General features: G+C 46.1%; 22 protein-coding genes. 15 read left to right on the forward strand and 7 right to left on the reverse strand.

Going from position 1 to position 25,020, the window contains the following annotated elements:
* The first annotated feature begins 12 nt into the window (after nt 1-12).
* The 5 genes from ACR32F_RS03665 to ACR32F_RS03685 all read left to right on the forward strand — a co-directional run bounded on the left by ACR32F_RS03665 (nt 13) and on the right by ACR32F_RS03685 (nt 5,279).
* Entirely contained in the window at nt 13-1,095 is a 1,083-nt protein-coding gene (locus tag ACR32F_RS03665; protein ID WP_440116255.1) for a hemolysin family protein, read from the forward strand.
* Between the two features lie 300 nt (nt 1,096-1,395).
* Entirely contained in the window at nt 1,396-2,349 is a 954-nt protein-coding gene (locus tag ACR32F_RS03670; protein ID WP_440119668.1) for a ring-cleaving dioxygenase, read from the forward strand.
* A 14-nt stretch (nt 2,350-2,363) separates the two neighbouring features.
* Nucleotides 2,364-2,969, forward strand: coding sequence for an alpha/beta hydrolase (locus tag ACR32F_RS03675; RefSeq protein ID WP_440119670.1), 606 nt, complete (start codon nt 2,364-2,366; stop codon nt 2,967-2,969).
* A gap of 415 nt (nt 2,970-3,384) precedes the next feature.
* On the forward strand, nt 3,385-4,677 hold the full coding sequence (ilvA, locus tag ACR32F_RS03680; protein ID WP_440119671.1) for a threonine ammonia-lyase IlvA: 1,293 nt from the start codon (nt 3,385-3,387) through the stop codon (nt 4,675-4,677).
* The gene (locus ACR32F_RS03685) at nt 4,677-5,279 is read left to right on the forward strand and encodes a GNAT family N-acetyltransferase (RefSeq protein ID WP_440116257.1); all 603 of its coding nucleotides are present in this window, start codon (nt 4,677-4,679) and stop codon (nt 5,277-5,279) included. Before ilvA ends, ACR32F_RS03685 begins: the two co-directional genes overlap by 1 nt.
* A gap of 121 nt (nt 5,280-5,400) precedes the next feature.
* On the opposite strand, the gene ACR32F_RS03690 is transcribed toward ACR32F_RS03685, so the two are convergent.
* Entirely contained in the window at nt 5,401-5,658 is a 258-nt protein-coding gene (locus ACR32F_RS03690) for a hypothetical protein (RefSeq protein WP_440116259.1), read from the reverse strand.
* Nucleotides 5,655-6,368 carry a hypothetical protein gene (locus ACR32F_RS03695; RefSeq protein ID WP_440116261.1) on the reverse strand — a complete coding sequence of 238 codons (714 nt, stop codon included), beginning with the start codon at nt 6,366-6,368 and terminating at the stop codon, nt 5,655-5,657. Before ACR32F_RS03695 ends, ACR32F_RS03690 begins: the two co-directional genes overlap by 4 nt.
* A 316-nt stretch (nt 6,369-6,684) precedes the next feature.
* On the opposite strand from ACR32F_RS03695, the gene ACR32F_RS03700 reads away from it, so the two are divergent.
* Together ACR32F_RS03700 and ACR32F_RS03705 are read left to right on the forward strand one after the other, a co-directional pair.
* The gene (locus ACR32F_RS03700; protein ID WP_440116263.1) at nt 6,685-9,828 is read left to right on the forward strand and encodes a stalk domain-containing protein; all 3,144 of its coding nucleotides are present in this window, start codon (nt 6,685-6,687) and stop codon (nt 9,826-9,828) included.
* A gap of 203 nt (nt 9,829-10,031) precedes the next feature.
* Entirely contained in the window at nt 10,032-10,889 is an 858-nt protein-coding gene (locus tag ACR32F_RS03705) for an AraC family transcriptional regulator (RefSeq protein ID WP_440116265.1), read from the forward strand.
* 171 nt (nt 10,890-11,060) lie between these two features.
* On the opposite strand, the gene ACR32F_RS03710 is transcribed toward ACR32F_RS03705, so the two are convergent.
* A complete protein-coding gene (locus tag ACR32F_RS03710) occupies nt 11,061-11,903 on the reverse strand; it encodes a hypothetical protein (protein ID WP_440116267.1) in 843 nt (280 codons plus the stop codon).
* Between the two features lie 932 nt (nt 11,904-12,835).
* Between ACR32F_RS03710 and ACR32F_RS03715 the strand changes: the two genes are divergently transcribed.
* Nucleotides 12,836-13,666, forward strand: coding sequence for an alpha/beta hydrolase (locus tag ACR32F_RS03715; RefSeq protein ID WP_440116269.1), 831 nt, complete (start codon nt 12,836-12,838; stop codon nt 13,664-13,666).
* A gap of 178 nt (nt 13,667-13,844) precedes the next feature.
* On the forward strand, nt 13,845-14,630 hold the full coding sequence (locus ACR32F_RS03720) for a DODA-type extradiol aromatic ring-opening family dioxygenase (RefSeq protein WP_440116271.1): 786 nt from the start codon (nt 13,845-13,847) through the stop codon (nt 14,628-14,630).
* Nucleotides 14,631-14,803: 173 nt separating this feature from the next.
* Here ACR32F_RS03720 and ACR32F_RS03725 read toward each other — a convergent pair whose 3' ends face one another.
* Entirely contained in the window at nt 14,804-15,016 is a 213-nt protein-coding gene (locus ACR32F_RS03725; RefSeq protein WP_440116273.1) for a hypothetical protein, read from the reverse strand.
* A 152-nt stretch (nt 15,017-15,168) separates the two neighbouring features.
* On the reverse strand, nt 15,169-15,708 hold the full coding sequence (locus ACR32F_RS03730; protein WP_440116275.1) for a DoxX family protein: 540 nt from the start codon (nt 15,706-15,708) through the stop codon (nt 15,169-15,171).
* A gap of 343 nt (nt 15,709-16,051) precedes the next feature.
* On the opposite strand from ACR32F_RS03730, the gene ACR32F_RS03735 reads away from it, so the two are divergent.
* The 4 genes from ACR32F_RS03735 to corA all read left to right on the forward strand — a co-directional run bounded on the left by ACR32F_RS03735 (nt 16,052) and on the right by corA (nt 20,383).
* Complete coding sequence (locus ACR32F_RS03735) at nt 16,052-17,125, forward strand: DUF3048 domain-containing protein (RefSeq protein WP_440116277.1); 1,074 nt, start codon at nt 16,052-16,054, stop codon at nt 17,123-17,125.
* 315 nt (nt 17,126-17,440) lie between these two features.
* On the forward strand, nt 17,441-18,058 hold the full coding sequence (locus ACR32F_RS03740) for a DUF47 domain-containing protein (protein ID WP_440116279.1): 618 nt from the start codon (nt 17,441-17,443) through the stop codon (nt 18,056-18,058).
* Between the two features lie 14 nt (nt 18,059-18,072).
* Nucleotides 18,073-19,062 (forward strand): anion permease, encoded by a 990-nt coding sequence (locus tag ACR32F_RS03745; protein ID WP_440116281.1) that lies wholly within the window; start codon nt 18,073-18,075, stop codon nt 19,060-19,062.
* A gap of 361 nt (nt 19,063-19,423) precedes the next feature.
* Nucleotides 19,424-20,383, forward strand: a complete 960-nt coding sequence (corA, locus tag ACR32F_RS03750) for a magnesium/cobalt transporter CorA (RefSeq protein WP_440116283.1) — start codon at nt 19,424-19,426, stop codon at nt 20,381-20,383.
* Nucleotides 20,384-21,076: 693 nt separating this feature from the next.
* Here the strand turns inward: corA and ACR32F_RS03755 are convergent.
* Nucleotides 21,077-22,159, reverse strand: coding sequence for a DNA alkylation repair protein (locus tag ACR32F_RS03755; protein WP_440116285.1), 1,083 nt, complete (start codon nt 22,157-22,159; stop codon nt 21,077-21,079).
* Nucleotides 22,160-22,334: 175 nt separating this feature from the next.
* The gene (locus tag ACR32F_RS03760) at nt 22,335-22,964 is read right to left on the reverse strand and encodes a tyrosine protein kinase (protein WP_440116287.1); all 630 of its coding nucleotides are present in this window, start codon (nt 22,962-22,964) and stop codon (nt 22,335-22,337) included.
* A gap of 452 nt (nt 22,965-23,416) precedes the next feature.
* Between ACR32F_RS03760 and ACR32F_RS03765 the strand changes: the two genes are divergently transcribed.
* Entirely contained in the window at nt 23,417-23,707 is a 291-nt protein-coding gene (locus ACR32F_RS03765) for a YerC/YecD family TrpR-related protein (RefSeq protein WP_017690665.1), read from the forward strand.
* A gap of 1 nt (nt 23,708) precedes the next feature.
* A complete protein-coding gene (locus ACR32F_RS03770) occupies nt 23,709-24,488 on the forward strand; it encodes a sirohydrochlorin chelatase (protein ID WP_440116290.1) in 780 nt (259 codons plus the stop codon).
* Nucleotides 24,489-25,020 lie beyond the last annotated feature (532 nt).

Raw genomic sequence — 25,020 nt, forward strand, 5'->3', positions numbered from 1 at the left:
TGAGGGAAATCATTGGACGGAATAATAGCCTTGAATTTATTTTTAGTAGCCGTATTTATAGGTCTGACAGCCTTTTTTGTTGGAGCAGAATTTGCAATTCTAAAAGTACGGATGTCCCGAATAGATCAATTGATCTCGGAAGGGAACAAAAAAGCGGTATTGGCCAAAAAAGTAGCTCACAATCTGGATTATTATTTATCTGCATGTCAATTGGGGATTACCATCACGGCGCTGGTCTTGGGGGCACTGGGTGAACCTACCGTTGAGAAAATGCTACATCCGCTGTTTGAGCGACTGGAAGTGCCGGCTGCGTTGTCTACCGTGCTTTCCTACGGTATCGCCCTAGCGCTTATTACGTTCCTACACGTTGTTATTGGTGAATTGGCACCAAAAACACTGGCGATCCAGTTTGCAGAGAAAATGACTCTTATGCTCGCACCACCGCTGTACTGGTTTGGTAAGATCATGAACCCGTTCATCTATGCGCTGAATGGAGCTGCTCGTCTGTTGCTTGGCATATTTGGTGTAAAACCTGCCGGTCACGATACGGTTCACTCCGAAGAAGAGCTGAAGCTGATTATGGCACAGAGTTATGAGAGTGGTGAAATCAATCAGACTGAGCTGGACTATCTGAAAAACATTTTTGCTTTTGACGAGCGTCTGCTTCAGGAGATTATGATTCCAAAAGATAAAATTGTTACGCTGGACAAAGAAATGCCGCTGGATCGGATGATCGAGGTTCTGAGGCAGCATGAATACACGCGTTACCCTGTCATCGAAAACGGAAATCAGGGCCACTTCGTTGGATTTATCCATACAAAGGAGATGCTGACAAGTGTTGCGGCAGGTCGGGCCTTTAGTATGGATATTTTCGTTCATGACATGATGAAATTCTCGGAGTTATCGCCGATTAAGGATGTTCTGATTCAGATGCAGCAAAATCGTTCCCATATCGCATCCGTGTACAATGCTGAGGGTGCAACGATTGGACTGGTTACGATGGAGGATATCCTTGAAGAGATTGTCGGAGATATCAAAGATGAATACGATGGCAAAGATCTGGTCTACACGCCTAAGAAATTGAAATTGACCTAACGTATTGCGATGAAATGTTAGGGTAGAAATCATAAGCAATCGAATAAGAGTAAGGAAAAACAGGTTCCCGATGTGATCGGGGGCCTGTTTTTTTCTTCGTGATACTGAATGAAGTCCTGAAGCTGCAGTCCAACTGGCTAAACACTCGCGATATTTTAATTTTAAACAAAAGCTTGCATATTGGTGTCCAATGGATTAATATAAATTTAAAGAATCTTAATTTAAAGATAAATAACAAAAGCAATGAATAACGAACTGCTAAATACAACCATGAGAAAATTAAAAACCAAGGGAGTGGAGATTATGTTCAGAACTTCAGGAATCCATCACATTACGGCTTTTGTAGACGATGCACAGAAAAATGTTGATTTTTACGCAGGTGTATTGGCGCTTAGAATGGTGAAAAAAACAATCAATTTTGATGCACCTGATGTGTATCATCTGTATTACGGTAATGAAGAAGGTGCACCAGGAACGATCATGACTTTCTTCCCTCAGCAAAATTCAAGAAGAGGTGTCATCGGTACAGGTCAGACTGGAGTAACCGTATTTGTGATTCCGGTTGGCAGTCTGCTATTCTGGAAAGAACGTCTGACTTCCTTTGATATCCCGTTTGAAAATAAAACACGATTTGGCGAGCAGTATATTCGTTTCTTCGATAAAGGTGGTTTGTTGCTCGAACTGGTCGAGCGTGAAGACGGTCAGCCAAGCAAGTGGGCATACAACGGTGTAACACCGGAAGATGCGATCAAAGGTTTTGGTGGAGCTGTATTATTCAGCCATGTACCTGACAAAACGACTCACGTGCTGGAAACGATGCTCGGTCTGGAGCAGGTTGGAGAAGAGAACGGAATCATCCGTTTGCAGGCGAGTGGTGATATTGGTCAGCTCATCGATATTCAATCCACCGGCCTTCAGCGCGGTATTGGTGGAGCCGGAACGGTACACCATATTGCGTGGCGTGCAAAAGACTATACAGAGCATGAACAAATGCAGCAGGATCTTGAAAAAGCGGGTTACCATCCAACCCCTGTCATTGACCGCCAATACTTCAATGCTGTGTATTTCCGGGAGCCGGGAGGTATACTGTTTGAACTGGCTACCGACCCTCCTGGATTTGCACGGGATGAACCAGAGGAGAGCATGGGTGAGAAACTGATGCTGCCTGAATGGTACGAACCACAACGCGAGCAGATTGAACAGATGCTGCCACCTATTCAAGTACGTGAATGGAAAGGGGATTCCAAATCATGACCACTACAAATACAATGAAACATATCTATAAAGCAGGTGCTCAGCCGGATGCCCCGACACTTTTGTTGCTGCACGGCACAGGAGGAACGGAGAATGATCTGGTAGGTCTGGCCGAGATGATCGCACCAGGAGCAGGCATTCTGGGGGTACGTGGTAACGTATCCGAGAACGGGATGCCCCGTTTCTTCCGTCGTCTGGCGGAAGGTGTATTCGATGAAGAAGACCTCATTGCACGGACAACAGAACTGGGTTCTTTCGTGGATGCAGCCGCTGTGGAATATGGATTCGATCGTTCCAATGTCTTTGCACTGGGTTATTCAAACGGAGCCAATATTGCCGCAAGTCTGATGTTCCATCAGGCTAACGTATTCAAAGGAGCCATTCTGCACCACCCGATGGTACCCCTGCGCGGTCTGGAACTACCAGATATGAAAGGCCTGCCTGTCTTCATTGGAGCGGGAGAGAATGATCCGATTGTGCCGAAACGCGAAACGGATGAACTGGCTTCACTGCTTAGCGGTGCTGGTGCCGATGTTCACATACACTTGGAGCGTCAGGGCCACCAGTTAACGCGTACCGAGGCAGAAGCCGCGGCGGCGTGGTATAAAACTCAGGCGTGAGCCTTGTTGGTAAGTAGCTGTGGACTGGTGTTATGCAAACGTTACTAACCGGGTAATCATTTGAATGAGTTATGGGTTTGTTTGATATAGATTTTTATAAAATAATGACTTAAATATTTCTCCAAACGGCTATATGCAGTCTATTTACCTGCCCGATCCTTGAATGGATCGGGTTTTTGGTATCCATTGTCGAGGGGAGGGCAGATGCACACCATGCCTTGTCGTAAAGGATGGAATATTCTATAATCAAGTAAATGATAATCATTTTCAATTAGATACGCTTTATTTTGATGAGATTTTGCGAATGGTAAATGATTTGGGCTCAGGCGCAAGAACAGAACAAAAGTGATACAATAAAAAGAAAGAAAAAGTAATGCGTGCATTGCCAACCAAGATAGCGGAGTGTGGAGAAGAGATGAAACCAGTGGAACAAGAACCAACAGGGACCATAATCCCCGATCGTGCCAGTGTTGGCATGGAAGATATCGTGCGCGCGCACCATGTGTTGCGTGAAGTCATTGTAAGAACGCCGTTACAACGGGATGCTGTGTTGTCGGCCAAATATAATTGTAATGTTTATCTCAAACGGGAAGATCTGCAGGTGGTGCGGTCGTTCAAGATCCGTGGCGCATACAATATGATTCGCAGTTTGACTCCGGCAGAGATGGAGAAAGGCATTGTCTGTGCGAGTGCGGGTAACCATGCGCAGGGGGTTGCTTTTTCCTGTAACGCATTGGGAATCCACGGCAAAATCTTCATGCCAAGTACAACACCAAACCAGAAGGTGAAGCAGGTACGCCGATTTGGAGGAAGTAATGTTGAGGTTGTACTGACAGGCGATACGTATGACGATGCTTATGAAGAAGCGATGCGTGCGTGTAATGAACAGGGCATGACATTTATCCATCCGTTTGACCAACCGAAGATTATTGCGGGCAATGGTACTGTGGCAATGGAGATCATGGAAAGCCTTGATGAAGATGCCGATTATGTATTCGTGACCATTGGCGGCGGTGGTCTGGCAGCCGGAGTTGGGACCTATATGAAAACCGTCAGTCCGGAGACGCGTATTATCGGCGTGGAACCCCTTGGGGCAGCTTCCATGAGCGAGGCAATGTTCCGTAAGCAGGTTGTCACCCTGGATGATATTGATAAGTTTGTGGATGGTGCTGCGGTGAAACGGGTTGGTGATCTGACCTTTGACATCTGTAGTGGCTTGTTGGACGATATTGTGAAGGTTCCTGAAGGCAAAGCCTGTACGACCATTTTGGAACTATATAATGAAAATGCTATTGTGGTGGAGCCTGCCGGATCGCTGGCAGTTGCTGCACTTGAACAATATCGTGAGCAGATTGCAGGCAAGACGGTGGTCTGTGTGATTAGTGGTGGAAATAATGATATTGACCGGATGCAGGAAATCAAAGAACGTTCTCTGATCTATGAAGGCCTGAAGTATTATTTCATGGTCAATTTCCCGCAACGTGCAGGAGCTTTGCGCGAATTCCTGGAGGAAGTACTGGGTCCGAATGATGACATCACCCGTTTTGAATATACGAAGAAGCATGATAAGGAAAACGGACCTGCCTTGGTGGGGATTGAGTTGATGTACAAGGAAGATTACCAGCCGCTGATCGAACGCATGAATCGGAAAGGCATTGCCTACACCGAGCTGAACAAAAATCTCAATCTGTTCAACATGTTAATCTGATGAATCATTCCAATGTGAATACAGACCATGTTGAGACATATCCTCAGTTGAGACCCGCTCGAAAGGAAGATGCAGCACAAGTTATTCCTTTGCTTTATCAGGCGATTGGTGATATTGCCTATGCTCTGGCGGGTGAAGATGACCATGAGAAAGCGATGCAGATTTTGCAGCAGTTTTATGTGCAGGAAGACAATCGGATTAGCTATCGCAATATAACGGTAATGGAACAGGATGAGCAAGTCGCGGGAATTTTGGTGGCTTATGATGGTGGAGAGGCAGATCGTCTGGACCAGCCGATTCTGAATCGGCCTGGACGAAGTGCAGATGCGAAATATGCATTGGTCAAAGAAACCCGTCCGGGGGAGTATTATCTGGATACTCTTTCGGTAAGTGAAGCATATCAGGGGCAGGGCATCGGCAAGGCATTGATGGCTGCTTTTGAGCAGCAGGGCAGGGAATTGGGTCACTCTCAGGTGTCCCTGATCGTTGAGCGTGACAATGGCCGTGCCTTGATGCTGTACGAACGGCAGGGATATACCAAGGATGATGTGATTGTTATTGCTGGACATGAGTATAACCATATGATCAAGCCGATTTTATAGTCCCGAATAGGACCTGACTTGTGAAAGAGAACATCAATAGAATGAAGAGAAAACCGACATGGGAGTGAATCCTGTGTCGGTTTTCTCTGTGTTTATGGAGGAGATTAATACCAAAAATTATTTAATAATTGGCTTCTTCCTCGGTAGGAACATTCTTGTCAAGCCATTTCTCCACCACTGCTGTTTTCTCATACTTGGCTTCCTTCACCACATCCATAAAGGCACCCAGCTTGGTCAGGAATTTACTATCAACGGATTCAAGACGTTGTAATACGCCATTGTATCCTCTTTGGGCATTCGCAGCCATCTTGTTCGTTTCATAATCAAAGAGCGGTGTATTGTTCAGCCCATAAAAGGTATACAGGGTATAACTATTCAACAGATCCTGTACTTGCTTGGCTCGGCTGGATTTTGGATAAAGCTCCAGAAACTCTCCTGACTGAGTGCTCGAAGGAGTACTTGCTGATAGCCGATAACGAGGGCACCGTCATCCGCAGGCAAATTTTTCGTTTCCCTCGCCATGATGTCGATGTAGCTTGAAATATCTTCTTTAATCTCGGAGTCATATTTCTGGAATGCCGAATAATTCATAATGGGATATAGCGATCCTTCGAGCATGACGAGGCGATAGCCGCTGTCACGGGCTTCCTTTAACAGGGCGCGCAGATTAGAATCCTTGGTGCGTTCCATCAGTTTGGTGAAGCTGTCGTTCATCTGGTATGCCTTGAGCATCTTGTCCTGAACGTTAGGAACGAGCAAGCGATCCGTCATGGATATCAGCGCCTTCATGCGCGCGTTCTCCAATTGCAGCATCATCAGGGTCGCGTGATGTGTGGTTACTTTTTTGATATGAGATTCCAGATAAGTATCAGCGGCGGGTAAGCCGTTCTTTTTTTTGAGCATGGATTGAAAGGTGCTATATATGGTGGTTGAACTGCTGGTCGTTACTTTGACATCTGTTTTGGAAGAAGCGGCAGCAGCGACACCGGATAGCGGAACGGCAGCCGTTTGGAGCAGCATGGCGACGGCCGTAGCTGTAACAAGAATTCGAATACCTTTACGTTTGGAAGATAGGAACGTTGATGTCATAAGGATGAACCTCCCGTAGTTTAGAAAATGATAGGCTGGTATTCACTAGTCACTATACTTTAACCCAATAGGGGATGGATGTTGTTTCGGAATGATGACAAATTCTTCTGTTATTTTTAACTTTTGGAGGGTGGATGATGGATAGACATTTCTGCGAAAATGTTTTTTGAGGGACTGGAAACTTTTGAGCCGTTCGGAACGTCTTAGTTGTGCATAGGAAAATACAGGAATTATCGGGATAAACAACGAATCTATATGATTTTAACTATTTGATAGAATGGGGATATGGGATATGAGGAAAGCGGGAGGAAAACAAGTGAAAAAGGTAATGTCAGCGCTGGCTGTATCGGCCATGTTGATGTCAGCACTGCCTACATCAGTTATGGATGCAGCTGCTAGAATCAGTATATATATTAATGATGCAGAGTTGTCATCTGCTCAGGCACCTGTAATGAAGGGTGGGCGCGTACTGGTTCCACTTCGGTCTATTTTTGAAGGCTTGGATGCAGATGTACGTTACACCAACAAAACCAAAACGATTACTGCAAGCCGCGGAGATCAGGAAGTTTCATTGAAACTTGGTTCCAAAACGGCATACATCAATGGGGAAGCAATCTCACTGGATGTACCTGCAAACACGATTAAGGGGAACACCATGGTTCCGATTCGTTTTGTGAGTGAAGCCTTTGGGGAGAAAGTATTCTGGAATTCCCGCAAACAGCGGGTAGATATCAAAACAACGTCCACGCCACCTGTGGATACTACGCAATATGCAGCATGGAATATTTACGGTGCTGTATCTGGAAGTAATGGAGATGGCCGGGATCTGACCGTCAGCTTCACACGTCCAACGTCCGAGAAGGCAGTGTCCGCATATCGGATTATGCTGGTGAAAACGCGCGATGTGAACGGTTTTAACGAGTCGACGGCATCTGCGGTACCTGCTGCTAACTATAGATCCGTCACTCCAAATGGCAGTAACCCCAGACTGACGCTTAATGCACAGACGCGTGATGTGAACGGTGATCTGCTTAATAGCAATGAAACCTATCGTCTGTATGTACTGACTGTGGGCAATAGCAGCAATAGTTCCAAAAACACGCTAGGGTGGTCTTCCCAAGTTCTAAAACTGAACAATGTCAAAACGACGGTACAGGCAGTAGCCGGCCTGCGGGCCGCAGATGTTAGTGACTATGGCGATGGTCGTGACCTGGAGATTAATTTCACCCAACCGAGCAGCACGTCCAATATTACGAACTACCGTGCATTTGTAGTCAAAGCGAAAGATTCTTCCTCGTTCAATCTGGCCGCAGCGAACAAAGTGTCCAGCTCGAATTCAACGATCATATACAAAGGCAACAGTACTTCGGTCAAGAGTCAGCTGATTTCTTCAACACGTGATACGTCCGGCGAATTGATCAGAAGTGGCACAGCTTATGTGGTCTACATTATGTCCGTTAGCTCCAATGCGACAACAGCAGACAACAAGCTGTCGGCAGCTTCATCTTCGTTAACGCTGGGTGTAAATTCAGCAACAGCTCCTGTCATTACACAAGTCAGAGATAATTCGGATTATGGAGATGGCCGTGACATTCAGGTGAGCTTTAACCGCTCGTCCGATGAGTCCAAGGTCGCTAACTATCGTGTATTCGTGGTGCGCAACTCGGTGGCGAGCAGCTTCAACCTGACTACGGCAAGCAACCTGTCTTCCAGTTTGTATTATACCGTGAACAAAACAGGCAATAACATTACAACAACATTGCCTTCATCCATGAAGGATACAAGTGGTTATAACGTAACGAACCTGCAGGATTACCGAATTTATGTTATGGCTATAGGCAACCAGCAAAATGGATATACCAATACGTTGTCTTCTTCATCAACATTGCTGAGACTGACAACGAACGGTAACGCGGGAGTTATAAGTAACTTAGCAGTTACAGATGTGAGTGACTATGGTGACGGTCGCGATCTGCGGGTTTCTTTTAACAAAGCTGCGGATGAATCCAAGGTTCTGGCATACCGGGTATATGTTGTACGTTCTGGCAATGCGGGCAGCTTTACGCTAAGCGCGGCTAATGCGTCGAACAATTACATTCAGGTAAACAAAACAGGGGGGAATCTGTCGGTTAATCTTCCGAACTACGCGGTAGATACCAATGGTTACACTGTTTCCAATAATGTTCCCTATCGTATATTTGTCCTGACAGTAAGCTCAAGTGGGAACTCTAGTCAGAATGCGTTGTCTTCTTATTCTTCACAGATCACGTTGGCTCCGAACGCTACTGTAACAGCTCCGAGTAATGTGGCGGCAAGTGATATTGGGGATAGTGGCAATGGCAGCGATCTGCGTGTGACGTTCAATAAATCGGCGGATGAGACGAATGTGAATCACTATCGGGTGTTTGTGGTGAAGTCGAATAGTACGTTTAATCTGAACACAGCGAACGGAATTACGAATACTGCAAATTATACGTATGTAGGTAAAACGGGAAATAACCAGACTGTCAATTTCACAAGTAGTTCGAGAACAGTAGATGGTAGTCCGATTGTAAATGGTGTCGCCTATCAAGTATATGTAATGGCCGTAAACAATAACGGCTCCCTTGCCAATGCACTGTCTTCCGTCTCAGGAACGATCACATTGGCTTCCAATACCGCCGTGGCGGCAGTGAGCAATGTAACCGTAACTGTGAAAGATCAGGGACAATCAGGAGACTCTTCGGATGTTAGGATCAGTTTCAACAAAGCGTCTTCTGAAAATGGGATTGCCGGTTATCGTGTTTTGATTGTGCCTGCGAGTCAAGTAAGTGGTTTTAATACAAGTTCTGCACTTGGGATTAATTCTTATATTGATATCAACAAAAATGATGCAGGAAATCCAATCGTGTTAAACAATGGACACCGAGATATTAATGGGAAGGGACTCGTTGTAGGGCAGAAATACAGAGTGTTTGTGTTATCAGTATCAGACAGCATGGCACGTGCTTCCAATCTGTCGCCTGCTTCCAATGAGTTTAATATCTTTGCCCAAGTTACTGAAGTTAAAACAGCGACGGTAAAAGAACTTCGGAATACCAGTTCAGCAACGGATGCAAGTTACAAAGTGATATTCAATAAACCGTTGGATGAAACTGGAATATCCCAATATCGACTTTTTATGGTTAAAGGATCAGATAGTTTGAATACGGCCTCGGCAAGCTCAAACAACAATTATAGAGTTATTTCTCCGGAAGAACTTTTGACAGGTGAAATGAACTTGACTGTGGGTACTAAAGATTCATCTGGAACTGAACTTACAGTTGGAAATGAATACAAAGCATATATTCTGTCTGTTGCCGGAAATACAACAACCCATACCCATGCTCTTTCTGCTCCATCGGGTACAGTTAAGCTGGAACGAGCTGCGCCTGTAACTCCGGTTCCAAGTGGCGAAGTACCACCAGCACCACAGAGCTAAAGACCCTGGTAATAAAGTAACTGCAATGATAGTAAGGACTCCCTTTCCACACGGAAAGGGAGTCTTTTCGTTAAGCCGACGTGATTGCCGCACCTGTTTAATGAAAATCTTGTCGCTAAAAGGGTTCGTTGGGCCGTTGCTGCAACTGGGAAAGCAGGTGGATAATAGGGGCAGGAAGAGCATGATCCGAAAGGAATGATGGAATGCTTGCATTTCGTTTGGCTGGCCTACCGGATTCCCGGTTGCCTCTGTACCTGTATTGTGTTGGATCACAAGAAGAGAAAGTGCAGTATAGACCGGAGGGATTTCCGGTGTATCAGCTTTTTTTGTCACGCAGCGGTGAAGGGCAGTTTAAAGTTCCTGGCAAGGGAGTATGGACGGTGGAGGGAGGGCAACTTTTGGTGATGGAGCCCGGGGTGGCGCATGAATATATTCCTCATTCCAAGAATAGCTGGGAGCTTGGATACATCGGTATTGGTGGCGAATCAGCAGGATCAGTGCTTCGATCGGCAGGACTGTTGCATGACGAGCCGCGCAACTTGTCCGGTTTTGAACAATTCTGGAATCGAATGACTGACATCTGGCACTCGCTGGACAAAGGGATGACTGAAGCATGGAATACCTCGATGGTGATCTACCAGCTTATTTTGGACATATCACGATCCATACTTCCGAATGAGCCCGATTCGGGAAATGAGGCATTCACTCGTGCTGTAGCGCTGATGCATACTCACTATCAGGATGATCTCCTACTAAAGCATGTGGCTGAAGCTGTTGGTTATTCTGTACAACATCTCAACCGGCTATTTCATCAGACATATGGTGTCACAGGACATCAGTATATGCAGCGATTGCGTTTGCAGAAGGCATCCGAATGGCTGGACAAGCACCCAGCAGCGAGTGTAAGGGAAGCGGCGGGGACGGTAGGGATGGAAGTGAACTATTTTATCCGCATGTATAAGCGAGAATTCGGAGAGACTCCAGGCAAGGAGATCAAGCATCGCAATCAGCTTAAAATGAACCATTCTACAGATACGGCTGATCACCCTTCGGAAGGATGACCAGGCATGCTGTTTCGGACTTGGACTTCAAGTCGGAGAACATTCATTTTGAAGTTCGCCTGAGAATGACAAAAGGGGCCTCTATGGCCCCATTTTTGACTTATCTCATATCGTACTACCCTATCAAGGAAAACGATATCCTTCAACTTTACTGCTCCGCAAGGCCAGTCATTATGCTTTCTTTTGCCCAAAGAGTGGTCTCAACGTAGCCATCCCTATAATTCCGATGACAAGACTTATCCATGGAGCCAAAGTGAACACCGGAAGGCGGTCACGGAGTGGATAACCCACAAACAAGACAAGCACAACGATGATAATGTAGATGACGATCCCACGAAGATTGACCTGCGGTCTGGATATCATGTCTGCCCCCTGATCATCTGGCCGCTCTGCCAGACGACGAAGCATTTCTACCAGCGCAATTCCGCCAACCGCTGCAACGATGAGCGAAAATAGACTGATATGGCTAAATGGCTCCGTATTTCCGCCAGTCCAGCCAATAAATAGCCCTACACCACCTTGAATCAGCATCACAAAAGACAAAGCTGCCCAAGCGATCATAACGTACCATTTGGGAGTCCGTTTGATCTCATCCGATGTCTCCACCGGTTTGGCTTCATCCGTTTCTGCCTTTTTGTTGGATGCACTGGCTTTATTGGGTTTGTTCTTGTTCCCAGTGGAATTCGCAACCGTACCGGAACCTCTGGATCGGCGAACACTCGTACCAGCTGTAGTGGCATCCGGTTGCTTATCAGCCACACCAAGTTGGAGGTGAATATGTTGTTCCAGATCAGGCCCAAACAACTCACGAGCGGGCTTATCCTCACGCTGAGCTTGTACAATTGCTCTCCCGGTGGAGAGAATCCATTCTTCCTGTGTTCTCTCATCGGCTGATGTATGGCGCGCAATAGTGCTGAGCTGGTCAAACAGTTTCACATTTTCAGGTGTCATTCGACTCATCTCGGTCATCTGCCGATTCTGTATTTCTTTAAGCTTCTTATAGGAAATCCCCAATGATTGCTCCCCCTGTCTACACACGTTCTGATCCCCGGTTCTCTGGAGACCCTGACGGTATTTTAGTATACGGGAAGGGCTCTCGTTTCGCAAAGTCATTCCTTATAAAACAGTTGTTTGTGATTGGACCATAGCCCTGCGCAGGCTAGAATGACACAGGTGCATAGGAGCACCAGTTTTCCATGATTACGAATCCAATCCAAGATGTGTTCCATGAACTCAATCCTTTCACCAGAAGGAATCCGAGGCAAATGTTCCCTGTGAATTATGGTTTATTTTCCCCGTGGTTCACCGTTAATATGCGTATCGTCATTCCATATCTAACGATTGTGTGAAGAATGAATAAAGAACAGGCGATTCCACCACAATAGTAGCATTTCCAACAGAAACCAGGGATTGGAGTGTGCCAAGGATGGATCAACAAACAGATAAATTAACAAGGAAACTGCTGATGAATAGCAATTCTCCGCGGAGGTTCAGATGAGGTTATACCTCTGGAAGAGACGTTGGAGGATACTGAGTTTGGAGAAGAGTTTACAGATGGTGTTTTTCGGGCAGGGAGCCTCTGGGAGAACTCGAATTCTGCGCATGAGCATGATTGGCAGGGGCGCGTGGAGACCCATGAGATGTTCCGGCGTAGTTACGAATAGCCCGCCCCGCTTTTGACAAGAAACTCGGATGAGTACGTTATGTTGCCTATAAATAAGATTAGAAACGATTCGGGTCAGCTGCTGTCAGCATGGCTCATTTTTTTTGGGAAATACCGATAAATGTAGACAAGCCATGGATGGAAAAGAACATTTCCTCACGTTGACTTGAGGATCGCATGATGATAATATACTAATACCACCTTAATACACATTAAACTTATCGGATTTATATATAATTAAGAAATGAACAACGAAAGGCAAGATTGGAAAGGGGAAATCGGCATGGAGCGTCAGATCAGTATTCGTCATGGGCAAGAAGAATTAACAGCCACGATTCATTATCCGGTCGTGAAAGACATCAAGGAGGGGAATCACCAACAGCGCGTACCTCTGGCTGTCATCTGCCATGGCTTCGTAGGAAGTCGGATCGGTGTGGATCGTCTGTTTGTGAAGACCGCCCGTGAGCTGGCCGAAGATGGGTATCTGGTTCTGCGCTTCGATTATATTGGCTGCGGGGAGAGCAGCGGTGAGTACGGAGCAGAAGGACTGGAGTCCATGGTTACCCAAACACGTTCCGTACTGGATTATGCCGTGAACTGCAGTGATGTAGATCCAACCCGTGTAACTCTGATTGGTCATAGTCTGGGTGGGGCAGTTGCACTGCTGGCCGCTGTTCGTGACAAACGTGTCAAGAACCTGGTGATGTGGTCTTCCGTGGGATATCCGTTCAATGATATCGTGAAGATTACCGGACGTGACGTATACGATGAAGGCGTGAAATTGGGATCTGCGGATTATCTCGGCTACAGGTTCACTCCTGCGTTCTTTGAGTCACTGGGTGAGCAGCAACCGTTCCAGGAAGCGGTTAAGTTCAATGGGGATGTTCTGGTCGTGCATGGAACGTCTGACGAGATCATTCCTGTTGACTACGCATTCCTATATCAAAAGGTATTCTGGATGCGCCAGGAAGGCCGTTGCGACAAAGAGATTATCTTCCAGGGAGATCATACTTTCTCTTCAGGTAAAGAGCGGGAACAACTGATCACGCGTACCAGAGAATGGCTGGGAGAGCGTCAGAAGATCGAGCAGGATTGGCAGCACTGGATGATCTAAGAGAGGTCATAGGACGATAGATTTGAATGTGTTGGAACATCACACAGCCAAAATGGAGTAATCCGCCCGGAGCATACGCACCGGATTGCATCTGTTTGGGGAGTTAGCTTGGAAAAGCGCCTTCTTCGGAGTAAAATAGAAGGGTAACCATTCTATCTGTGTCTGGAGGTTGGCAGCAATGACATTACCCGCATTTTTCATTGCGCATGGTTCTCCCGCTTTGGCGGTGGAGAGCAATGACTACACTCACTTCTTGAACCAGCTTGGAGACAGGCTGCCGGCTCCGAAAGCCATTGTTGTATTTACGGCACATTGGGATTGTCCCGAACCGTCCGTGACGATGGATGATACACATCAGACCTTGCATGATTTTTACGGATATCCCTCGAATATGTATACAATGGATTACCCCGCACCTGGCCAAACGGAGCTTGCAAACGAGATCTGTGCCTTGTTCACACGAAGCAATCTGCCCTATCAGCCGATTCGAGGCCGAGGTCTGGATCATGGCGTATGGGTGCCGCTGCTACATATGTATCCACAGGCGAATATTCCTGTCATTGCCGTATCGGTAGATTCTCTGCGTTCCCCGCAGGAACAGTACGATATTGGCAGGATGCTGGAACAACTCCGTCATGATGATGTGCTGATCATTGGCAGCGGTGGAACGGTTCATAATCTGCGCATGCTTGGCAGCGATGATGAGCCCCAAGATTGGGCAGTGGAATTCGATAACTGGATAGGGGAGCGCTTGGAGCAGTGGAACACAAGAGAACTGTTTCAATATGAGAAAAAAGCTCCTCATGCCCGCATGGCCGTCCCATCTTATGGAACGGAACACCTCGCTCCCTTGTTCTACGCTATGGGTACGGCCGATATATCCCGATCAGCGAAGCGTTTATTTCAGTCGTATCCTTACGGTACGCTCAGTTTGAACTGCTGGCAGTTTGGAGACGGCATGTAACTTGGAGCAGACAACAGAATCTGAAGGGATTTAATGTGGCTTATTCTGCTGTTAAGCGGGGTAAATGGAAAAGGTTTTTAGTTGAAACGTTTAGACAAAAAAGGTTCCCGCAGCCAGTATGATTGGCTACAGGAACCTTTTTCTAATACTTAAGCGTTGCGCACGTTGTTTATTTACTTGCGGATCTCGAAGAACTCACAGTCTGTACGCGAATGATAAGCCAATTCGCTTACACTGGACTGGACGACAATGGTCTTGCTGTCAAAACGGATAATAATGCCACCGGAATCAATCTGGTGGTTATCTTTAAAAACCCGAATCTTGTGCTGCATATCCATAGCTTCCTGGAAGTCGGCATCCATCTCAATACGGCGCTGGGTCGGCATGTATTGTACTCCTTTGGTTATAAACTTTATGTTCATCATAATACTTGTTTCTGTGGAAGAGCAAGTCAGATTGAGCACATAAGGAGATGGAAGGATAGTAAAAGCCCTGCTCTCCAGGGGGATGGGAGCAGGGCTGAAGGTTTGTTTATGGATTAGGCTGTTTTATGAGTTGGAGTAATTGTCGGTGTGTCTTTAGGCTGGCTGCTTTTGTTACGTGTGAACAATCCGCGGATGTAAGGCAGTACCCAATGATCCAAACCGATTTTACCAGCATTTGCACCAGCAACTACAAGGAAGATTTCCATTACTACCAGTTGTGCATTCGTGCTTACTGTTCCCGAGAAGAGGAACGCGAAGTTCATGACCATAGCCATCAGTGCAGCCAGTGTTGTGAAGCAGCCCAGAATGAGACCCACACCTACAAGGAATTCACCGAGAGGGATGATGAAGTCGAACAGCCCTGCATTTGGTAATGCGAATTTCTCAAGAAACGTTCCCCACCAAGCTTGAACTGCTGGATGATCACCCGTTGTTTTCCCAATTGCTCCTGCAAGGAACCCGCCAGCTTCGAATCCGCCAGTCAGTTTGCTCCATCCATGAGTCATCCAGTCATACCCGATATACACCCGAAGTACTGTTAAAATCCACATTGCCACTTTGTTTTCTCTAAGCCATTGGTTGGTGCTGAACATATAAACCACTCCTTCATGGAATTTAGTGTGTGTGTTTCTTTTTTTTTCTTTTTCTAAGTGATCACCTTTGATGTCTTTATTGTATAGTCCATAAGTCATCTTGTTTGTGATTAAAATCACAATCTAGTTCAAATTTTAAGTAAGGTTTAAGAAGTTCACATTTAGGACATATTTTTCTCCCATTCGGTTGTTTCAAATGTAAAATTCAGGTTACATCAAGGCTTTCTAGGCGCAGACAAATCGTGTTGTGTGTGATTAAATGGAAAGTAATACGTAAATGGTTGCCTACATGAGAGAATTGTCACAGCCTAGAGCCAGGCCATATCGTTCAGGAGGTCATATATTGAAGCCATTGAAATGGAACAAAGCAGTGTCTGCTGCGTCGCTTTTTATTTTAGCCATGAGTCTGGTAGCTTGTCAGAATCAGGAGGTGGCCCAGACGCCGCCGCAGCCAGAGTCCATTCCAGCACCCGTACAGGAAGAACAAGTCACAAAAGAGCTGAACACTTCACTCTACACGGCACCTCTCACAGGTCTGCCTGTTGATGAAAGGATCTCGAGGCGCCCACTGGCCGTAATGATTAACAATGCACCTGCAGCTCGGCCCCAGTCAGGTCTGAGTTCAGCCGATATTATTATCGAAGTGCTTGCAGAGGGAGGCATTACCCGTTTTATTGCCATCTTCCAGAGTGAAGGCGGTGTGGAGACGGTCGGACCTGTACGCAGCATACGTCCGTATCTGATTGAGCTTGGCGAAAGCTATGATGGGGTGCTTATTCATGCAGGCGGTAGCCCAGCGGCCTATTCCATTTTACAACGACAGCAAAAACAACATATGGATGAGATTTCGAATGGCGGGCCTTATTTCTGGCGTTCATCTGATCGTAAAGCCCCACATAATCTATACACCTCTGTGGACAAGCTGAGAGAAGGCTCGGATATCAAGGGTTATAGTCGCGATAGTAAGTCGCCAGTCTACACTTACAATGAAGAAGGCTCCACATCAGGTGGAGAGACAGCGGAGCAATTCGGAGTTCATTACTTATTGGATAGTTACCGTGTGACGTATGATTATGATGAAGTTAGCGGACGATATATGAGACTGGTGAACGGTAAGGCAGATCAGGATGTGGATAACGGCGATCAGATCGGAGCAGCCAACATTATTGTAGCCGGGGCGAATCACAAGGTGCTCGATAGTGTGGGCAGATTGTCTGTCAATCTTGAGCAGGGCGGAGATGCAATGCTGTTCCAGAAGGGCAAAATGATTCGTGGACAGTGGGTGAAGAAGCAAGGCGATATCATTCGTTTTGTTCAAAAGGGCAGTGAGGTAGCTCTTGTACCTGGAAAGACCTTCATTAGCATTGTTCCGAATCAACCGGAATTTGCGAGTCATGTGAATTTGGCTGTGCAATAACTGAATGAAATGAAAGAAAAAGATGAAACAAGCGTCAATGGAGTAGTTATAAAAGCATGAAATTGCACTTTTGCATGAAAAGTGGAATGGTGTCGAATCTGATTTTAATGTCGATTTGTAAATGCAGTGTAAAATATATAGCTTGATTTTGCCATTATTCCAAATATTTAAGATTCATTTCAGATGAATGTGATAAGAATATAAAAAAGGATCACACCTTTTGTACAAACCATGAAACAAATATGATAAGATATCAAAGGTTGTCATTTCATGTTTCATCGGTTATCGGCAATTTCTCGTAAAGGGGATAGAGGTATGAAGTTTAAGAAGAAGAAGGATATATTTTTTGAAACACTGGAGAACATGGCAGATACGGTTGTTCAAGCGGCAGATTATTTCTCCCAGCAAGTTTCCAACCTTCAAGATGTGACTCTTTTTGCCAATGAAATGAAGAAGTACGAGTCGAAATGTGATGATTTTGTGCATACGATCATTACAGAACTCAACAAAACATTTATCACGCCGATCGAGCGCGATGATATCATGGAGCTGACAACAACGCTTGATGACGTATTGGACGGACTTGAGGCAACTGCTTCCCGTTTCTATATGTACCAATTGACTGAACCGGATGAGTTCATCGTACAGTTTGCTGAAATTCTGCGCCAATCGGCTTACGAAATTCAGAAGGCTATCCATTTGCTGTCACAGAAAAAATTGCTGGCGATCCGCGAGTACACCATTCGTCTGAATGATCTGGAAAACCAGGGTGACGAAGTACTGCGTATGTGTATCAAACATCTTTTCGCTACTGTGTCTGATCCGATTGAGCTGATCAAACGCAAGGAAATCTACGAGCGTCTTGAGACGACAACAGATGCTTGTGAAGACGTAGCGAACGTGCTTGAATCCATCATTATGCGTAATTCTTAAGGAGCCAGAGAATAATGGAAACAACGATTTGGGTATTAGGTATAGTCGTCTTCCTTGCACTGGCGTTTGACTTCATCAACGGTTTTCACGACACGGCCAATGCCATTGCCACTTCGGTATCGACACGGGCACTGACGCCACGACGTGCGATCCTTCTGGCAGCGGTGATGAACTTTGTCGGTGCAATGATGTTTACAGGCGTTGCGAAGACGATTGGGGGGAGTGTGACCGACCCCACCACGCTGGATAACGGGATAGAGGTCGTCATAGTCACCTTGATATCAGCGATTATCTGGAACCTGGTTACATGGTGGTTTGGTATTCCGTCCTCTTCCTCACATGCACTTATTGGAGCCCTTGCAGGTGCCGTACTCGTTGGCGCAGGATCTGATAAAGTGAAATGGAGCGGATTTATTGATATCGTCGGAGGTCTATTGTTATCACCTCTGATCGCATTTGCGATAGGTTATGTGGTCATGATCATTCTCAAATATATTTTCGCCAAACGCAGTCCACATAATGTGAACAAAGGTTTCCGTACGGTACAGATTTTTACGGCAGCGCTGCAAGCATTCACACACGGTACGAATGATGCCCAGAAAGCGATGGGGATTATTACCTTTGCTCTGGTTGCAGCAGGTGTACAGGATAATCTGGATGTTCCGCTGTGGGTTAAAATCTCTGCGGCAACAGCGATGGCTCTCGGTACTTCCATCGGTGGTTGGAAAATCATCAAAACGATGGGAACCAAAATCTTTAAAATTGAACCGATTAACGGTTTTGCCGCCGATCTGTCAGCTGCATCCGTTATTTTCACAGCAACGTTGCTTCATCTACCGGTTAGTACAACTCACGCGATCACATCGGCTATTCTGGGTGTTGGTTCCGCGAAGCGTTTTTCTGCCGTAAAATGGGGACTTGCTGGACGTATTATTATTACGTGGTTCATTACGATTCCGATTACTGCGGGACTGGCAGGATTGTTGTACTGGATCATCTTCTAATTAAAGAAGTTATCCCAAGAAGCAATCGGGTTTACCAGATTTACTAGACAAGCTGTTCATAACTGTGTGAATATCGGGATATGTGGACAATTATACAACCATAATGAAGAGACGCCTGTGCATGAATGTGTGGACAGGCTGGATATGTGGATAGCCATCCGTGGAATGATAAACCAAAAGAAGATATTCCTGTGGATACAGGAAACTGTGGATAGGGAAATGAGGGAAGCCAACAGGGTTGGCTTTTTTTGTTGTCGCATTTGCGGGATAATGTGTACCGTTTTGCTATTGGAAGAGACGATGCGGGGATTAAAGTTGTACAATAACGTAAAGGATACAAGACAAGGACGTGGTCTAATTTATGATTCGTACACTCGCCATCACTCGGGATCATCAGGTTTCTGTGAACGTGCCTCTTACCCAGCTGGATCTTCAGGATTACGCTTGGGTATGGGCAGATTTCAACCAGCCTACGGATGAGGAAAGCCGGCTGCTGGATACATATTTTCATTTTCACCCCTTAGCTATTGAGGACTGTCTGCATGTGTTGCAGCGCCCTAAGCTAGACTATTACGACAATCTGCAGTTTCTCGTGCTGCATGCCCTGAATCCATCCACATTGGAAGCCGATGAGGTAGATTTTTTTCTGGGAGCGAACTTCCTGGTTTCCTTCCATCATGGGGTACTGGAAGAAGTCGATGAAGCTTGGGAGCGGTTGTTGCATCATGCACACGAACGAACCATCTGGGCACGTGGCCCGGTGGCAGCAGCTTATACGGTGATGGACAAGTTGGTCGATCATTATTTCCCATCTTTATTTTCAATAGAGGATGAGCTGGCTGAACTGGAGAACCGGGGCGGACAAGAGTCGGTGGAAGACCTGATGAACCAGGTGTTTGACTTGCGCAGCCGATTGCTTAAGCTCAGACGAACGGTAGTACCGATGCGTGATCTTCTCTATCGGGTGATAAACTCCCAGCATGTGCAGCGAACAGGGGAACATACGGCGTATTTTACTGATATCTATGACCATTTATTGAAGCTGACGGACATGATCGAAGCCGACCGGGAGATGACGGCAGACCTGCGCGACAGTTACATTTCACTGAATTCTAACCGGATGAATCAGATTATGAAGACACTTACGGTGATTACGACGGTATTTATGCCGCTCACGCTGATTGCGGGAATTTATGGGATGAACTTTGCCTATATGCCTGAGCTGCAATGGAAGTTTGGGTATGGTGCGGTGCTGTTGTTGATGTTTGTGCTTGGCGGGTGCATGGTGGCCTGGTTTGTGAAGCGGGGCTGGTTCAAGTAGAGGATATAAGTTCAACTAATGAATATTTACACTGGCACTCCATTGACAGAACAACCTTCCGATCGCTGTTATCGTGTAAATAAATGTATAGTTCAACTTATATAGCGGTCTGTAAAGATCGCTTTTTGGCCTGTGTATGGTGTGCACAAGAGGTACTTGGAGTACATATAGATGCATTTTCTGAGAAGATGTCCACATGTGGATAATGTAATTAAGCTGGATAGTGTGTATAACTTGATTTGTAGATAAATTAAAAGTTGTTCCGCTAAAATGAAATAAAGGGCTGTCTCGAAAGGGGATTTCGCCTCGCTCCAAGCGCTACGAAACTACCGCATCTTATACGGTGGATGATCAAGAATTGCAACGTTTAACGAACTACAGTAACGTTATTCCGTCATAAGTGACGTCAGAACCTAAAAATGGACTAAATCGACGAAATAATGTCTCTGTGATTCGTTAAGCATCAGATCTATGCAAATGGGAGTGAATAGCATGGGCTCGATTCATTAGAACAAAATAACGCTAATAAGAGCTGCCCCCTGTATACTCATGACTTATGGGACAGCCTCTTATCGGGATTTCAGCAATTTTATGAGCGGATTTCGACATGCAAATTCACAATATATGATCATGAGCTACAATATGTTACATGAGAAGCCGGGAATGTGCACGACATTGACCAAGTTACATTTCTTATTCCAATACAAAGGTAGTAGTAGCGGTAGGTTGTCCATTTACAACAATCGTTAGCGTATGTAAACCGGTGTAATATTTTCTCGTCGTAATGACTTTGAACGATTGTTTCGTTGTTACCTTGGTTCGCCCTGTTGCATAAGTCTTATCGGAGCATTTGAACCGCTTGGGAGCCTGCTTGCCATTAGCCTTCATATATCCGATCTCATATTCGATCCTTAGCATCTGTGATTGACCGCTCTCATTGACCACATCAAACGAAAAGTGAAGATCCTCGCCAATAGCGAGGGTATCCTGGGCAAGCTGTAGATGCTCAATGTGGGTCGCATCCTGCTCGACATAACCAAAGAGACTTAACGCTTTAGGATGACCCTTCTTCAGCAAAGATCGGCTCGCATGACGCACAATCCAGTCTGTGTGTGTATGCTGTCCGTACCAGCTGGAAGTCAGGTCAAGGACAAGCTCAGGGTGATCTTTTGAGATGTCGTTCAGATGATTGGCAACACTTTTCCGAACATACAGGGATTCGTCCTGCTTCAACTGGTGCAGAATCGGAATTACAGGCGTTGGATCGGTGATGAATTCCCGAAGTTTGGAACCCCATGGCAGGCGGGGGCGACTGCCTTCGCTCGCAAGTCTGCGAATATGCTCACTGGAGCTGCCTGTCCATTCCATCATGCGTTTCATCGTTTCGATCGGATAACGTTCAATAAACGGGCGTACCGCGAACTCGGAACTGGAATAAGGTGTGAAGACGGTCAGGTACTTCATGGAAAGCTCGTAGTTTTCCGGTGCAAGTCCATACACCTCAATGAAATCCGGTACGAACAGATACTCGACACCCCGCATCTGGGGTGCTGCTTGCTCTATAATTTGCAATGATTCTTCATAATTGTCAGGTAGTACTTCACCCAAGGCCAGTGTAATCCGGCGAATTCGTGCTTTGAATTCCAGCTGTCCCCAGCCTTCAGCAAAGACCAGTTCGTTAAATTGCTGTGTATCTAGCTGGGGATAAAATTGATGCAGCAGCTCTCCCGTCCGATCAATTAATGCGGGAGTATATTTGTCTTTAATGAGCTCCATAGTCCGCCTCCTTTATCTACTATCCAGTATACCTCAATTCACAGGAATAAGAACATAGGTTCCTGAATTTTTATGTTGTAAATAAGCTCTGTGAAGGATGGGAGGATCGAATTGGAATGGGGTTAGTCAAGATGAAGGCACCTTCCTTCCGCAAGGGAGGTGCCTGGATAAGCTTTTAACTTTTTTTGCTTTTGGGTCGACGCTTAGTGGAATTGGATTTGCGGCGCGGTGTGGTACTGGTCGTACGACGTCGCGGAGCGGTAGTCGTTTTCTTACGGCGCTTGCGAGGGCGACGCGGTGTATATTCTTCAAAATCCGCATCTGCTGCGCTTTTATTGGTCTTACCTTTTCCAAAAGGCAGTATGCCCATAACCAGCTTCATCATTGGCGCCATCTGCTGGAAGCCTCCAACGACTTTTTGCATTTTGCCGATCCCATTCATGATGCCGTCAATTCCGCCAAAGCGGTCAATCATTCCTTTCAGCTCACCGATGTTGGCCAGTGAAAAACCCGAACCGCCCGTAGCAGTAGGAGCCTGCACCGGAACAGTGGGAGTAAGAGGATCTCCCCCGCCCAAAAAGTTACCACCAGGCGCACCTTGCCCATAAGGCACAAGTCCGGATGATTCGACTTCTCCATAGTGGGGGTAGTATGGCTCAACGCCGGGATACATGGGTTGTACTTGAGCTTCATTTAATGACCTCGGAATAGTACCAGGCGGCATGTAAGCAGATGTATGCCCTTGCCGATATGAAGACGGACGCTGTCGCGGCACCGGCTGGCGGTGATAATAATGCTGTGGCATGAACGATCACGTTCCTTCTGTGTTGGATTTCGGAATTGCGTTCCTTCAGCTGCATAGATGTGCACAGCAGACCGAGATGGAACTCCCTTTTGCTATACTGTATGTCATTCGCGGAGAAAGGGCGTAGGCGTGTATCCCGGAAAACGGGATATTTGCGGATTTGGGCGCAAGGAGGATTGGAGGGTTCTCAGCAGGATTAGATAGTTCGGACACAGAATTGTCACAAATAAGAAGAGAGAAATCCTACATATTTAATCGGAAATATTCAGATAAAAATTGGGATAAATCGTTAGTTTTCCGGGGAGTTGTGCGCGTGGAGAGGACAAATAGTCCGTTTGGAAGCGGTAACATGTATTTTTATTCTGTACTGCGTGAAATCGGTAACGCTTGAAATACCAACTCAGGGTGGGTACAATGAAGGTACACAGTAACCGCTAGGGGATGATGATGAAATGCAGCTGAAAAAGCTAAATGATAAAAGCATTGAACAACTATTTGAGGCTATTTTGACTCTGAAAGATATTGAAGAGTGTTATGTGTTTTTTGATGACCTCTGCACGGTAAACGAGATTCAATCCATGTCCCAGCGGCTGGAAGTAGCACGTATGCTTGGCAAAGGAAATACCTATAACCAGATTGAAGCAGAGACAGGTGCAAGTACAGCCACGATCTCGCGTGTCAAACGCTGCCTGAATTACGGCAATGATGGTTATAAAATGACGCTGGAACGCCTGGGACGCTAAGATGAAGAAGCCGGGTGTACTCATCATTAGTCACGGTTCTCAGGAGAAGACCTGGGTGGAATCCGTCGATGACGCGGTCTCCCGGTTGAATCTGCCTGAATCCTTGCCAGTTGAAGCTGGATTTCTTGAGCTTGTGGAAGGACGCCTGATCCAGGACGGTATCGACCGACTGGAGTCACAGGGCGTAACTGATATCTTGGTGGTACCTCTATTTGTTTCGTCTGGCAGTACACATGTCGATGAGATCGAGTATGCCATGGGTGCCAAACCTGCGCCCGAACGTGAGACGGATCTGGAACCATTCCAGGTAACGGCCAAAGTACACTTCGGCTATCCCGTGGATAACGATCCGGACATTGCGGTCATGGTGTGGGACAAGGTAAAGTCGCTGTCGCAGCAACCGGAGCAGGAAACCATTCTGCTCGTAGGACACGGCAGTATTCACGATGGATTCCGTCAGCGCTGGGAAGCAGGCATTTCTTCACTCGCACAGCGGGTGCAGGAAGTCAGTGGTGTAGCCCATACGGATTACGCTCTGCTTAATCCGGAAAGTGTACACGACAAGGCGAAGTACTGGATCGAGGAGCGGGGAAGCCGTGTTATTGTGGCGCCGCTGTTTTTGAGTGCCGGTTACTTCACGAGAAAGGTGATTCCGAGCCGACTTAAGGAACTGAATTACGCGTATAGCGGAGAGACGTTGCTTCCACATCCGTTGTTAGGGCAGTGGATGGAGCGCCAGATCCAGATTTTGCTGGAAAGATATAATGAGGCGAAGATTTAGTTTAGGTCGCTGCCAGCAATCATTCTGGGGAGCCCTAACAACAGCTTAAACACAAATGGCAGAGATGCCGTTTTTTTGTATTTGTCTTCACTTTAGACAGGGAGTACTCAATATGAATGCTGCGAAATCAGTCAAGAAACGCAGCATATAACATAGTCCTCGAAATAAACTTCTATGCTATATTATCAGGATTCACACCTCCCGCTAATCTCCACCAAACTACAGGAACACGCCAAATCAGGCGTGTTTTTTGTGTTTGGCAAAGCCCTCTACGAGGCAAAAATCCGGTTTCAGTCCGCTCAGACGGGGTGGAGGATTAGGGTTTTAATGGAGGAGTATTGTTCGTCTGAATCTGCCGCTCAAGGTCCGCCAGTTCACACTCACGTAGGTTTCATCTAGTAAATTTTTGGGAGGATTGATCAAAAAAACTCTGAAATGATTCTCTTTACAGGAAAGTTTTTGTCTGATAAGATGTCAACATTCAATTGTTAACCAAATTAATTTAGTTGGTTAACAATTGAAATGATCTAAC

Source organism: Paenibacillus hebaui, from assembly GCF_051934385.1.
In the GTDB taxonomy this organism is placed as follows: Bacteria; Bacillota; Bacilli; order Paenibacillales; family Paenibacillaceae; genus Paenibacillus.